Genomic DNA, 12,608 nt, shown 5'->3' on the forward strand with positions numbered 1-12,608 from the left:
CTTGAGGCGCGGCATCGCGTTACTTCCCGTGACCGCGGCACAGACCTCCCCGACCCCGTCGCCGTCCTCTCGACACCGGAAAACTCAACGACTACGCCGCTGAGTAGCCCACGACAATACGTTTCGACCTGTTTGCGAGTTCTCGCCACTCTGTTTGAATGACTACCTTGAGTGACGATGATGGCAGTTGTTGTCATCGACTCTGGAGGGGACGTCATGACAGGACAGCCAGGACGAACAGGGACAGCCACACGAACCGAGCCGAGCCAATCCACGCAACCGACCCGACCAGCCGAACCGATCGCCCCGGCCGAACCGATCGAACCAATCGTTCCTGCCGAACGAGCCGAGCCGATCGAACCGATCACCCCGGTCGAACGAGCCGAGCCGGCCGAGCCGACCGAGCGGCAGATCGCCAAGGCCCTGCAGGACGCGCCGCCCATCGTGCTCGCGCCCGGGCCCAAGGAGGCGTCGAGTCAGATCCCGCTGCCGCCCGACGACATGTGGGATCTGCCAGGGGGGACCGCATGGGTGTACTACGGAGAAGGGCACGACCGGCTGACCAGGCCCGTGATCGTGGCCGATGGGTTTCACGTCGGGCCGAGCGACCTGGAATTCGCCTGGGAGGTGCTGGAGTTCGGAGCGTATCCGTTCCTCGGCGAGCTGCGCCGCCGCGGGCGGGATGTGGTGATCGTCGGGTTCCATGAGCGCAGCGCGTCGGTTCTGGACAACTCCCGCGCCGCGCAGGCGGCGATCCTGCAGGCCGTCGAGGAGCGTGACGGCTGCGCTCAGCTCGCGGTCGGCGGGATCAGCATGGGCGGGCTGATCACCCGGCATGCGCTGGCCAAGCTGGAGAGCCTGCGCATCGATCATCAGACGGCGCTCTACTGGTCGTACGACAGTCCCCACCGCGGGGCGTGGATTCCCCTCTCCCTCCAGGCCTTCGCGCACTACACCAGGCGGCTGGACCGCCGGTTCTCCGACCAGATCAACAGCCCGGCCTCCCGTGAGCTGCTGTGGCGGCATATCGACGAGTGGGACGCCCCGCCGGGCCAGTCCGAGGACCGCAAGGCGTTCCTCGCGGAGATGCGGGAGATCGGCGAGTGGCCGAGCATCCCCCGGCTGATCGGCGTGGCCAACGGCGTGTCGTCCGGCCGGGGCGAGCCGGTGGAGCCGGGCGCCGTGGCGTTCCAGGGGCGGGGCCTTTCGGTGGTCGGCACCCGGCTGTACGCACAGCGGGGCGGTCACTGCCCGCCGGCCGCCCAGCTGCGCGTGGTGAGCATGGACAAGCCGGAGGTGCGGACCTGCGGGCTGCCCGAGATCGACGGCGCGCCCGGCGGGACGCTCGACGGCTTCGGGATTCTGGCCGACGAGCTGAACAAGCTGCCCGCGTTCTTCGGGTTCCGCTCCGACGCCCGGATCCGCGCGCACTGCTTCGTTCCCGCGGTCAGCGCCGTCGCCGTACGGGATCTGGACCGTACGGAGGATCTGTATGTGGACATCGGAGCGCTGGACCCGAGCGAGAGCGAGCTCGACGAGTTCAAGCTCGCCTCGCAGAACGAGGAGCACACGCTGATGACCGAGGAGCTGGGCTCCTGGATCATCGAGCGGATGCCCTGACCGGCTGCCGCTGCCCCTGACCGGCGGTACCGCTACCGCCCGGTGGACGTCTCCACCGGCTGTCCGGCCTTCCCCGGAGCGCTCTGCCAGCACTCCACGCCCGTCAGGCCGGGCAGCCGGTCCGCGGTGAAGACCGGGTCGACGCCCGTGCGCCGCTGCGCCTGGTAGTCGCTGAGCAGCCGGAAGGCGATGGCGGACAGCGGCAGGATGGCCAGCAGGTTGATCAGCGCCATGACGCCCATGAAGACGTCGGCGAGGTTCCATACGACGCTCACGGAGCCCAGCGCGCCGAGGACGACCGTCACCAGCACCAGCACCCGGTAGGAGGGCAGCACCCAACGCTTGCGGGTCATGAACTCGATATTGGACTCGCCGTAGTAGTAGTTCCCGATCAGGGTCGAGAAGCAGAGCATGAAGACGACGGCGGTCAGGACGTGTCCGGCCCAGTCGCCCAGGGTGGTCTGCAGGGCGGACTGGGTGAGGTCCGCGCCCTGGCGGCCGGAGAGCGACGGGTTGCTGGTCAGGATGATGAACGCGGTCATCGAGCAGATCAGCAGCGTGTCGAAGAAGACGCCGAGCGACTGCACCAGACCCTGCTTGACCGGGTGGGAGACATTGGCGGTGGCGCTGGCGTTGGGCGCGGAGCCGAGGCCGGCCTCGTTGGAGAACATGCCGCGCCGGATGCCGTTCTGGATCGCCGCGCCGATTGCTCCGCCCGCGACCTCCCGGACGCCGAAGGCGCCGCCGACGATGTCGGCGAGGACCCGCGGCACATCCGCGATGTTGAGGACGACCACGACCAGGCCGAGCACCAGGTAGATGACGGCCATAAAGGGCACCAGCAGCTGGGTGACCGAGGCGATGCGGCGAACGCCGCCGAAGATCACCAGGCCGAGCAGCACGGCGACGGCCACACCGGTCACCGGGGCGAACCAGTTCTCCTCGCCGCTCCCGAAGGAGGTCCCGGCGACGGAGACGATGGTGTTGGACTGCACGGCGTTGAAGACGAAGCCGAAGGTCAGCGTGATGACGACGGCGAAGAGGAGGCCGAGCCAGCGCTTCCCGAGGGCGCGCTGCATGTAGTACGCGGGGCCGCCGCGGAAGGTGCCGCCCTCGCCGCGGACCTTGTAGAGCTGCGCGAGCGCCGACTCGACGAACGCGGAGGCCGCGCCGATGAGGGCCATGACCCACATCCAGAACACCGCGCCCGCGCCGCCGAGCGTGATGGCGGTGGCGACGCCCGCGATGTTTCCGGTGCCGACGCGGGCGGCGGCGGAGATGGTGAACGCGCCGAAGGAGGAGACGGGCTTCTTGCCGTCGGCTCCCAGGGCGGGCCGGTCCTTCAGCACCCGGAACATCTCCGGCAGCAGCCGGATCTGCACGCCCTTGGAGCGGAGCGTGAAGTACAGCCCCGCGCCCACGACGAGCGGGATCAGAAGGTAGGTCCAGAAGACGTCATTGACGTCGACAATCACGGAGTCAAGCGTGTCCATTGCGTGCTGCGTCCTCGTACAGGCCCGGATTCGGGGGAGTTAACGGCAGGCCTACAAGAGGCTCACAGCAGGCTACCCGCGCCCATTGACCTTCAAAACAGAGGAAAGCGGTGCGCAATATCACAGCAACGAAGGCCGAAAGACCCGCGTCCGGTGGGCGCGCAGCATGCATCGGTTTGCGCCGAGTGCCGTGCGGACACGCGCCGAGGGCGGCACCCCTCCCGCAGGAGGAGTGCCGCCCTCGGTCAGCTGCAGCGTCCGGACTTGCGTCCGAGCCGTACGCCGTCAGGCGTGGTCGGCTCAGAAGTCCATGTCACCGCCCGGCATGCCGCCCGGAGCGGCCGCGGCGGCCTTCTCCGGCTTGTCGGCGATGACGGCCTCGGTGGTGAGGAACAGCGCGGCGATGGAGGCGGCGTTCTGCAGGGCAGAGCGGGTCACCTTCGCCGGGTCGATGATGCCCTCGGCGATCATGTCGACGTACTCGCCGGTCGCGGCGTTCAGACCGTGGCCGACGGCCAGGTTGCGCACCTTCTCCACGACGACGCCGCCCTCAAGGCCGCCGTTGACGGCGATCTGCTTGAGCGGGGCCTCCAGGGCCAGCTTCACGGCGTTGGCGCCGGTCGCCTCGTCGCCCTCCAGCTCCAGCTTCTCGAAGACCGCGGAGGCCTGCAGCAGGGCCACGCCACCGCCGGCGACGATGCCCTCCTCGACGGCCGCCTTGGCGTTGCGCACGGCGTCCTCGATGCGGTGCTTGCGCTCCTTGAGCTCCACCTCGGTGGCCGCGCCGGCCTTGATGACGGCCACGCCGCCGGCCAGCTTCGCCAGGCGCTCCTGGAGCTTCTCGCGGTCGTAGTCGGAGTCCGACTGCTCGATCTCGGCGCGGATCTGGTTGACGCGGCCCGCGACCTGCTCGCTGTCACCGGCGCCGTCGACGATGGTGGTCTCGTCCTTGGTGATGACGACCTTGCGGGCGCGGCCCAGCAGGTCCAGGCCGGCGTTCTCAAGCTTGAGGCCGACCTCCTCGGAGATGACCGTGCCGCCCGTGAGGATGGCGATGTCGTTCAGCATGGCCTTGCGGCGGTCGCCGAAGCCCGGGGCCTTGACGGCGACGGACTTGAAGGTGCCGCGGATCTTGTTGACGACCAGCGTGGACAGGGCCTCGCCCTCGACGTCCTCGGCGATGATCAGCAGCGGCTTGCCGGACTGCATGACCTTCTCCAGCAGCGGAAGGAGGTCCTTCACATTGCTGACCTTGGAGTTGACGATCAGGATGTACGGGTCCTCAAGGGAGGCCTCCATACGCTCCATGTCGGTGGCGAAGTACGCCGAGATGTAGCCCTTGTCAAAGCGCATACCCTCGGTGAGCTCCAGCTCCAGACCGAAGGTCTGGGACTCCTCGACGGTGATGACGCCTTCCTTGCCGACCTTGTCCATGGCCTCGGCGATCAGCTCGCCGATCTGGACGTCGGCGGCGGAGATGGAGGCGGTGGAGGCGATCTGCTCCTTGGTCTCGACCTCCTTGGCCTGGTCGAGCAGCGCACCGGAGACGGCCTCGACGGCCTTCTCGATGCCGCGCTTCAGGGCCATCGGGTTGGCGCCGGCGGCGACGTTGCGCAGGCCCTCGCGGACGAGCGCCTGGGCGAGGACGGTCGCGGTGGTCGTACCGTCACCGGCGACGTCGTCCGTCTTCTTGGCGACTTCCTTGACCAGCTCAGCGCCGATCTTCTCGTAAGGGTCCTCGAGCTCGATCTCCTTGGCGATGGAGACGCCGTCGTTCGTGATCGTGGGGGCGCCCCACTTCTTCTCGAGGACGACGTTGCGGCCCTTGGGGCCAAGGGTGACCTTGACGGCGTCGGCGAGCTGGTTCATCCCGCGCTCGAGACCGCGCCGTGCCTCCTCGTCGAACGCGATGATCTTGGCCATGTGAAGTGGTCCTCCCGGACATCGGGGTGGCAAGCTCCAGGACCGCGCTGGCGCCCGCGACGGACGGCCTGCGCTCCGGGCGGTTCCTTGCCCCACCCGGACCACGGCCTCACCGACCCGGTCCTTGTAGCACTCTCACTCGCAGAGTGCTAACGCCCAATGATTAGCACTCGGGGTATGAGAGTGCAAGCGGCTTCCACGGATCGGGGCACGGGCGGGGTGGATCCGGACGCGCGCGAGGGGCCCGCCTCCCTCCTCGGATGCGGGCCCCTCGTACGTCGTACGTCAGTCAGTGCGTGCGTAAGCGGTCGATCGCGCCTGGATTCAGGCGGTCACCTTGACCATGTCCGCCTGCGGCCCCTTCTGGCCCTGCGAGATCTCGAATTCGACCCGCTGACCCTCCTCAAGGGTGCGGTACCCATCCATCTGGATCGCGCTGTAGTGGACGAAAACATCCGCACCACCGTCGACCGCGATGAAGCCGTACCCCTTCTCCGCGTTGAACCACTTGACGGTGCCCTGAGCCATGCCTAACTCCCCTATTACTGGCCCTTGCACGGGACCGCACTTCGCGACCCCGGGTCAGACCTCGTCCCCGACAGGAGGGACGTGCGCCGGAACGCGTCGACCGCGGCTGAATGTATCTGTCCAACTGCCGTCTGCAACAGGTCAAACGGACGAGAAATCTGAGCACACCCGAACGGAAAACCCATGCGAATTATGTGAATTCCGGGGCAAGTCGGGCCCGACAAAACGCTCCTAGCGGGACAATTCGATCGAACACTTTGGCTGTTTCTTGTCGCGCCCGGGCGCAATCTCATATGCGAGCGGCACAAGCGGAGGAGCGGGCTACCCCAACTCTATCGCGCTCAACCATGCAGAATCGCCCCCTCCGCTTTTTGCGGAGGGGGCGATTCCTAAAAGGTTCAGCAGCCGCCGGCGACCGCCGGGATGATCGACACACCCGCGCCGTCCGGCGTCGCCGTCTGAAGACCCTGCTCAAAGCGCACATCGTCGTCGTTGACATAGACATTGACGAAGCGGCGCAGCTGCCCCTGGTCGTCCAGGACGCGGGCGGCGATCCCCGTGTGGTTCTTCTCCAGGTCCGCGATGACATCGGCCAGGGTCGCGCCTTCGGCCGAGACCTCGGCCTGGCCGCCGGTGTACGTACGGAGGATGGTGGGGATGCGGACGTTGACGCTCATGGTGTGCGTGCCTTCCTCGGGGTAAAGGGGAGCGGTCTTCAGTCGGTGGCCAGGCCGGCGGCGCGGAACGCGTCCAGGCTCGGGCGGATCGTCGCGGTCGGGCCGGTCGTCGGGGCCACCGCGTCCAGGGTCTTGAGGCCGTCGCCCGTGTTGACGACGACCGTCGTCAGGGCCGGGTCGATGACACCCGCCTCGATCAGCTTCTTGGCCACGCCGAGGGTCGTCCCGCCCGCGGTCTCGGTGAAGATCCCCTCCGTACGGGCCAGCAGCTTGATCGCGTCCACGATCTGCTCATCGGTGACGTCCTCCACCGCGCCGCCTGTGCGGCGGGCGATGTCCAGGACGTACGGGCCGTCGGCCGGGTTGCCGATGGCCAGCGACTTGGCGATGGTGTCCGGCTTCTGGGGGCGTACGACGTCATGCCCGGCCTTGAAGGCCGCGGCCACCGGGGAGCAGCCCTCCGCCTGCGCGCCGAAGATCTTGTACGGCTTGTCCTCGACGAGACCGAGCTTGATCAGCTCCTGCAGCCCCTTGTCGATCTTTGTGAGCTGGGAGCCGGAGGCGATCGGGATCACGATCTGGTCGGGCAGCCGCCAGCCGAGCTGTTCGCAGATCTCGTAGGCGAGGGTCTTGGAGCCCTCGGCGTAGTACGGGCGGAGGTTGACGTTGACGAAGCCCCAGCCCTCGCCGAGCGGGTCGCCGATCAGCTCCGAGCAGAAGCGGTTGACGTCGTCATAGGTGCCCTCGATGCCGACGAGGTCGCCGCCGTAGACCGCGGCCATGACGACCTTGCCCTGCTCCAGGTCGTGCGGGATGAACACGCAGGAGCGGAAGCCGGCGCGCGCGGCGGCGGCGCCGACGGCGCCCGCGAGATTGCCGGTGGAGGAGCAGGACAGGGTGGTGAAGCCGAAGGCGCGCGCGGCCTCTACGGCGATGGCGACCACGCGGTCCTTGAAGGAGTGGGTCGGGTTGCCGGAGTCGTCCTTGACATACAGGCCGCCGGTGACGCCCAGCTCGCGGGCGAGGTTGTCGGCCTTGACCAGCTTGGTGAAGCCGGGGTTCAGATTGGGCTTGCCGGCCACGTCGGCGGGGACGGGCAGCAGCGGGGCATAGCGCCAGATGCTGTCCGGGCCGGACTCGATGCGCCGGCGCAGCTCCTCGGGGCCGCCTTCCGGCAGGTCGTACGCGACTTCGAGCGGGCCGAAACAGCTGGCGCAGGCGAAGACCGGGCCGAGGGGGGACTTCTCTCCGCACTCCCGGCAGGAGAGCGCCGCGGCGGGGCCGAGATCCACTGAGCCGTCGGCAGAAGCATCGGCAGGAGTGGTGGCGTCGGGGGCGGTCGTGGTGGTGTCAACCGTCTGCACAGCCATAAGGCGAGGCCCTTTCTCCTCATCTTCCTCACGGCGCTCGTTCGCCGTAAGACGGAATTGGCACCGTCCCCACCGTGACCTCGCGGTCGGCGGGAGGGTTGCCGGGGCTTCAACGGGCCGTATCCCTCTGCCCCTCTGGATGAGCGGTATGTGATTGTCGGCGCGGTGACCCCCGACATGCGGCGGTCATGCGCGTTGTTCAAGACTGTAACCGAAGGCCCGGACAGTTGAGATAGCCGTCCGAACCGCGAGATGGATCACACAAGCGGGATTCGAGAATCGAAGTATCGAGAGCCAAGGCATCGAAAGCCGAAGGAGACGCGTCACGTGCTCGAAGAGGTGGAGCGCTGGCTGGCCCAGCGGTCCTGGTCTGCCGCCGACCGCCCGCTTGACCTGCTGCTCGCCGCGAAGCGGGCGGCCAGGCCCGCGCCGGCGGTGAGCGTCGTCCTCCCCGCGCTGAACGAGGAGGAGACGGTCGGCGGGATCGTCGCCGTGATCCGCCGCGAGCTGATGGAGGCCGTGCCGCTCGTCGACGAACTGGTGGTCGTCGACTCGGGCTCGACCGACCGCACCGCCGAGGCGGCCGCGGCGGCGGGCGCGCGCGTGGTGCACCGGGACGCCATCCTGCCGCACATACCTTCGCTGCCGGGCAAGGGGGAGGTGCTGTGGCGCTCGCTGCTGGCGACCTCCGGCGACATCGTCTGCTTCGTCGACGCGGACCTCAGGGACTTCTCCGCCGACTTCGTCTCCGGGATCGTCGGGCCGCTGCTGACGGACCCGGACGTGCAGTTCGTCAAGGCGATGTACGACCGTCCGCTGGGTGAGACGCGGGGCCAGGGCGGCCGGGTGACCGAGCTGGTGGCCCGTCCGCTGCTGAATCTGCACTGGCCGCAGCTCGCGGGGTTCGTCCAGCCGCTCGGCGGGGAGTACGCGGCGCGCCGCTCGCTGCTGGAGCGGCTGCCGTTCCCGGTGGGGTACGGGGTGGAGCTGGGGCTGCTCGTCGACGCACTGCACACGGTGGGCCTGGACGCGCTGGCGCAGGTGGACGTGGGCGAGCGCAAGCACCGGCACCAGGACGGGCAGGCGCTGGGCCGGATGGCCGCGGCGATCTACCGTACGGCCCAGCTGCGGCTGTCACGCGGCCACTTGGTGCGGCCTTCGCTGACGCAGTTCGAGCGGGGCGAGTCGGGGTTCACGCCGCGGACGTACGCCGTGGACACGGAGGAGCGGCCGCCGATGCGCGAGATCGGTGAGTACGCGGCGCGCCACGCGGCATAAGCGGGGATCAGCAGTTCCTTTTGTCTACATTTCCCACTTATGGGAGTGCATACGTGGTGGATGTGCCGGAAGCGACTCGCGGCGACGATTGCGCTGGCCCTCGCCGCCCTGGCCGCCCTGACCGCCCTTGCCTGCATGGGCGCCGGGACGGCGGCCGCGGCGGAACGCGGCCAGCTGGCGGATGCCGGGGGCGCCGCCGAGCGGCTGTGGCTGCTGGGCGGCGTCGCACTGAGCCTGACCGCGGCCGGGGTGGTGGCGGTCGCGGCAGCGCGCGGCCGGGGACACCGATAGAGGCGGCCGGGAGCGCCGACAGCGGGGGGCGGGGACGCGCCAGAGGGCCGTACGCACGTTTGAGGGAAAGTGCGAGGGGCTAGATACCGGCACATGGCAGCCATTGCTACCGAACGCACGTTTGAAGTCCTTGTCGCGTCCAACCGCGGCCCAGTGTCCTACGCGGTGCGCGAGGACGGCTCGCTGGACGCACGCCGGGGCGGCGGCGGCCTGGTGTCGGGCCTCTCGGCAATCGGGCCGGAGATACGGCCCCTGTGGGTGTGCGCGGCGCTCAGCGACGCCGACCGGGAGGCCGTGCGACGCGGGGCGGCGGAGCCGGGAGTCCGGATGCTGGACATCGACGCCCATGTCCATTACGACGCCTACAACGGCATCGCCAACTCGGTGCTCTGGTTTCTGCACCACATGCTGTACCAGACACCGCTGGAGCCGGTCTTCGACGCGGAGTTCCGGCGGCAGTGGGGCGCGTACGAGTCCTACAACCGCGCCTTCGCCGAGGCGCTGGCCGCGCAGGCGGCCGAGGGCGCGGCGGTGCTGGTGCAGGACTACCACCTGGCGCTGACGCCCGGGATGCTGCGGGAGCTGCGGCCCGATCTGCGGATCGGGCACTTCTCGCACACGCCGTGGGCGCCGCCCGAATACTTCCGGATGCTGCCTGACGACATCGCGGAACAGCTGATCCGCGGAATGCTGGGGGCCGACCGGCTGGGGTTCCTCACCTGGCGGTGGGCGTCGGCGTTCATGCAGTGCGCGGCCGGCGTGGCGGACGATGTGCAGGCGGTCTTCCCGCCCGGCGGGGAGGGGCGGAGCCTGCTCGAACACGGCACGGACGCGGGCGGCAGTCCGCGGCGCGAGACGGACGTCTCGGTGTACGGGCTGGGCGCGGACGCCGACTTTCTGCGCCGCCGCGCCCATGAGCCCGATGTGGCCGACCGTATGGCCGCCCTGCGGGAACAGGTCGGCCCCGGCCGCAAGACGATCGTCCGCGTCGACCGGACCGAGCTGTCCAAGAACATCGTGCGGGGCCTGCTGGCGTACCGCACCCTCCTGGAAGAGCGCCCCGAGTGGCGCGAAAACGTCGTGCACATCGCCTTCGCCTACCCCTCCCGGCAGGACCTCGCCGTCTACCGCGACTACACGGCGGAGGTCCAGCGGCTGGCCGACGAGATCAACGCGGTGTACGGGACGCCGGGCTGGACGCCGGTCGTCCTCCATGTGAAGGACGACTTCGCCCGCTCCCTGGCGGCCTACCGCATGGCCGACGTCGCCCTGGTGAACCCCGTCAGGGACGGCATGAACCTCGTCGCCAAGGAGATCCCCGTCGTCTCGGACGACGGCTGCGCGCTGGTGCTGTCCCGGGAGGCCGGGGCGTACGAGGAGCTCCACGAGGACGCCCTCCCCGTGAACCCGTACGACGTGACCGCCACGGCGGACGCCCTGCACCGCGCCCTGACGATGCCGGCGGGGGAGCGCGCGGAACGCACGAAGCGGTTGGCGGCGGGGGCGACGGCGATGGGGCCGCGGAGGTGGTTCCTGACGCAACTGGAGGCCCTGCGGCCGGGCTGACCCCACCTGGGGCTCCGCCCCCGGACCCCCGCGCCTCAAACTCCCCCAGACTCCGTCCGGGGGCACCCCCAGGCGGGGCTGGGTTTCAGGCCCCCGCGCCTCAAACGCCGACGGGGCTGAGTTTCTGGCACCCGCGCCTCAAACGCCGGCGGGGCTGGAATGCGCGGCCCCTCCCGCCTCAAACGCCGGCGAGGCTGAGTTTCAGGCACCCGCGCCTCAAACGCCGACGGGGCTGGAATGTGCCGCCCCTCCCGCCTCAAACGCCGGCGAGGCTAGGTTTCCAGTCCCCGCGCTTCGAACTCCCCCAGCTCCGCTGGGGTTCCGGCCTCCGCCAGCTCTGGGGGTGGCCCCGACGGAGTCTGGGGGAGCATGCGGGCACGGCCTTCAGGCCGTACGGGGGGGGGGACGGGCGGCGCGAAGCTGCCGCGCCGCACTCTGGGGCGCGGGGCGCCAGCCCCGCGGGCCCTCCCCCGGAGGGGGCTGGGGGCTTGCCTCCGGATACGGGGAACGTCACAGCTGTTCCGCCAGCGACGCGAGGAACTCGACCACCGCCCCCGGCCCCGGCAGAACCAGATCCGCACGGGCCGCAAGCGCGGGAACCTCGGCGCTTGCGCTGCAGACCAGCAGGCCGGGGACGCCGTCCTGGCGAAGGACGTCGACCGCGTCAAAGGCGGGCAGGTCGCCAAGGTCGTCGCCCGCGTACAGCACCGCCTCCGCACCGCTCTCGCGGACGTGGTCGGAAAGCGCCTTGCCCTTGTCCATGCCGGGCGGGCGCAGTTCCAGGACCATGCGGCCCGGTTCGAGGGCCAGGCCGTGGCGGGCGGCGAGCAGGGCGAGGGGGTCGCGCAGGGCGTCGAAGGCGCCCTGCGGGTCATCGGCGCGGCGGGTGTGGACCGCGACGGCGTGTCCCTTCTCCTCGATCCAGATGCCCCGCGGGGCGTCGATCTGGTCGAGGTAGCCGGGGAGTTCCGACCGCGCGGCGGTGACGCCGGGATGCGGGGCCGGGGCGCGGACCTCGCCGCTGACGGCGTCCCAGCGCTCCGCGCCGTAATGGCCGAGGACGACGAGGTGGTCCAGGCCCCGCACACCGGCGAAGCCGCCGTAGCGGACGGCTATGTCCGCCGGACGGCCGGTGATCACGGCGACGGAGGCGACTTTGGGGGCGAGCACGGCGAGGGCGGGTACGGCCCCGGGGTGGGCGCGGGCCTGTTCGGGGTCCGGCACGATCTCGGCGAGGGTGCCGTCGAAGTCGAGGGCGACGGCGGTCCGCGCGGGCCGGGCGAGGATCGCGGTCAGGCCCTCACGCCCGGCCTGTGTGGACGGCGTCGGCAGCGGACCCGTGTAGGCGTGCGGGAAGCTCTCCATACTTACCGACCCTAGGGCCTCTCGGCGGCGCGCCGCCTCAGCGCTGGCTGCGCCGGGAATCCCTGAGCCTGCGCAGCCGGTTGACCGTGACCGGGTCGCGGGCCAGCGCCCGCTCGTCGTCCAGGAGTGCGTTGAGGAGCTGGTAGTAGCGGACGGGCGAGAGGCCGAGCTGCTCCCGGATGGCCCGCTCCTTCGCACCGGGCCCGGGCCAGGAGCGCCGCTCCATGGCGAGCACGGCGCGGTCCCGTTCCGAGAGGCCGCCGGCGCCTGCGGGGGCGGCCCCCGACAGGCCCGCGGCGGCTTCCGGGGGGCCGTCCACGGCGGCGTCCACGGGACCGTCCGCGGCAGCACCCTCGGGGCCACCCGCGGCGGCTTTCGGGGGGCCGTCCCCGGCTGCACCCTCGGGGCCACCCGCGACGGCTTCCGGGCGGCCGTCCCCGGGACCGTCCGCAGCAACGCCCACGGCGACGTCCACGGCGACGTCCACGGCGGCGTCC

11 protein-coding genes and 1 riboswitch are annotated in these 12,608 nt (G+C 70.2%); of the genes, 4 read left to right on the forward strand and 7 right to left on the reverse strand.

The genetic code is table 11. The features are described 5' to 3' along the window. Window positions 1–216: 216 nt before the first annotated feature. Window positions 217–1,620, forward strand: coding sequence for a hypothetical protein (locus OF819_RS07960; protein WP_267242678.1), 1,404 nt, complete (start codon window positions 217–219; stop codon window positions 1,618–1,620). Window positions 1,621–1,652: 32 nt separating this feature from the next. On the opposite strand, the gene OF819_RS07965 is transcribed toward OF819_RS07960, so the two are convergent. The 5 genes from OF819_RS07965 to thrC all read right to left on the reverse strand — a co-directional run bounded on the left by OF819_RS07965 (window position 1,653) and on the right by thrC (window position 7,611). Further along, entirely contained in the window at window positions 1,653–3,113 is a 1,461-nt protein-coding gene (locus OF819_RS07965) for an alanine/glycine:cation symporter family protein (RefSeq protein ID WP_267242679.1), read from the reverse strand. Between the two features lie 300 nt (window positions 3,114–3,413). After that, window positions 3,414–5,036, reverse strand: coding sequence for a chaperonin GroEL (gene groL, locus OF819_RS07970; RefSeq protein WP_267242680.1), 1,623 nt, complete (start codon window positions 5,034–5,036; stop codon window positions 3,414–3,416). 324 nt (window positions 5,037–5,360) lie between these two features. Beyond that, on the reverse strand, window positions 5,361–5,564 hold the full coding sequence (locus OF819_RS07975; RefSeq protein WP_004954158.1) for a cold-shock protein: 204 nt from the start codon (window positions 5,562–5,564) through the stop codon (window positions 5,361–5,363). Window positions 5,565–5,962: 398 nt separating this feature from the next. Continuing rightward, window positions 5,963–6,241, reverse strand: a complete 279-nt coding sequence (locus OF819_RS07980; protein WP_267242681.1) for a MoaD/ThiS family protein — start codon at window positions 6,239–6,241, stop codon at window positions 5,963–5,965. 38 nt (window positions 6,242–6,279) lie between these two features. After that, window positions 6,280–7,611 carry a threonine synthase gene (gene thrC, locus OF819_RS07985; protein WP_267242682.1) on the reverse strand — a complete coding sequence of 444 codons (1,332 nt, stop codon included), beginning with the start codon at window positions 7,609–7,611 and terminating at the stop codon, window positions 6,280–6,282. Window positions 7,612–7,627: 16 nt separating this feature from the next. After that, window positions 7,628–7,757, reverse strand: a riboswitch (SAM riboswitch). Window positions 7,758–7,938: 181 nt separating this feature from the next. Between thrC and OF819_RS07990 the strand changes: the two genes are divergently transcribed. The 3 genes from OF819_RS07990 to OF819_RS08000 all read left to right on the forward strand — a co-directional run bounded on the left by OF819_RS07990 (window position 7,939) and on the right by OF819_RS08000 (window position 10,746). Beyond that, window positions 7,939–8,889, forward strand: coding sequence for a glucosyl-3-phosphoglycerate synthase (locus OF819_RS07990; RefSeq protein WP_267242683.1), 951 nt, complete (start codon window positions 7,939–7,941; stop codon window positions 8,887–8,889). 39 nt (window positions 8,890–8,928) lie between these two features. Then, window positions 8,929–9,180, forward strand: coding sequence for a hypothetical protein (locus tag OF819_RS07995; RefSeq protein WP_267242684.1), 252 nt, complete (start codon window positions 8,929–8,931; stop codon window positions 9,178–9,180). Between the two features lie 93 nt (window positions 9,181–9,273). Next, a complete protein-coding gene (locus OF819_RS08000) occupies window positions 9,274–10,746 on the forward strand; it encodes an alpha,alpha-trehalose-phosphate synthase (UDP-forming) (RefSeq protein WP_267242685.1) in 1,473 nt (490 codons plus the stop codon). Window positions 10,747–11,256: 510 nt separating this feature from the next. On the opposite strand, the gene otsB is transcribed toward OF819_RS08000, so the two are convergent. After that, window positions 11,257–12,111: a trehalose-phosphatase gene (gene otsB, locus OF819_RS08005; protein ID WP_267242686.1), complete on the reverse strand. Its 855-nt coding sequence runs from the start codon at window positions 12,109–12,111 to the stop codon at window positions 11,257–11,259. A gap of 37 nt (window positions 12,112–12,148) precedes the next feature. After that, window positions 12,149–12,430 carry a DUF3263 domain-containing protein gene (locus OF819_RS08010; protein WP_416370493.1) on the reverse strand — a complete coding sequence of 94 codons (282 nt, stop codon included), beginning with the start codon at window positions 12,428–12,430 and terminating at the stop codon, window positions 12,149–12,151. Window positions 12,431–12,608 lie beyond the last annotated feature (178 nt).

The organism is Streptomyces sp. PR69 (assembly GCF_026420845.1).
GTDB lineage: Bacteria > Actinomycetota > Actinomycetes > Streptomycetales > Streptomycetaceae > Streptomyces.

Excerpts from the sequence above, each read along its gene's own strand:
- OF819_RS07980 (WP_267242681.1), bottom strand. The coding sequence starts at position 6,241 with ATGAGCGTCAACGTCCGCATCCCCACCATCCTCCGTACGTACACCGGC.
- OF819_RS07975 (WP_004954158.1), bottom strand. The coding sequence starts at position 5,564 with ATGGCTCAGGGCACCGTCAAGTGGTTCAACGCGGAGAAGGGGTACGGC.
- OF819_RS07960 (WP_267242678.1), top strand. The coding sequence starts at position 217 with ATGACAGGACAGCCAGGACGAACAGGGACAGCCACACGAACCGAGCCG.
- groL (WP_267242680.1), bottom strand. The coding sequence starts at position 5,036 with ATGGCCAAGATCATCGCGTTCGACGAGGAGGCACGGCGCGGTCTCGAG.
- otsB (WP_267242686.1), bottom strand. The coding sequence starts at position 12,111 with ATGGAGAGCTTCCCGCACGCCTACACGGGTCCGCTGCCGACGCCGTCC.
- OF819_RS07995 (WP_267242684.1), top strand. The coding sequence starts at position 8,929 with ATGGGAGTGCATACGTGGTGGATGTGCCGGAAGCGACTCGCGGCGACG.
- OF819_RS08000 (WP_267242685.1), top strand. The coding sequence starts at position 9,274 with ATGGCAGCCATTGCTACCGAACGCACGTTTGAAGTCCTTGTCGCGTCC.
- OF819_RS07965 (WP_267242679.1), bottom strand. The coding sequence starts at position 3,113 with ATGGACACGCTTGACTCCGTGATTGTCGACGTCAATGACGTCTTCTGG.
- thrC (WP_267242682.1), bottom strand. The coding sequence starts at position 7,611 with ATGGCTGTGCAGACGGTTGACACCACCACGACCGCCCCCGACGCCACC.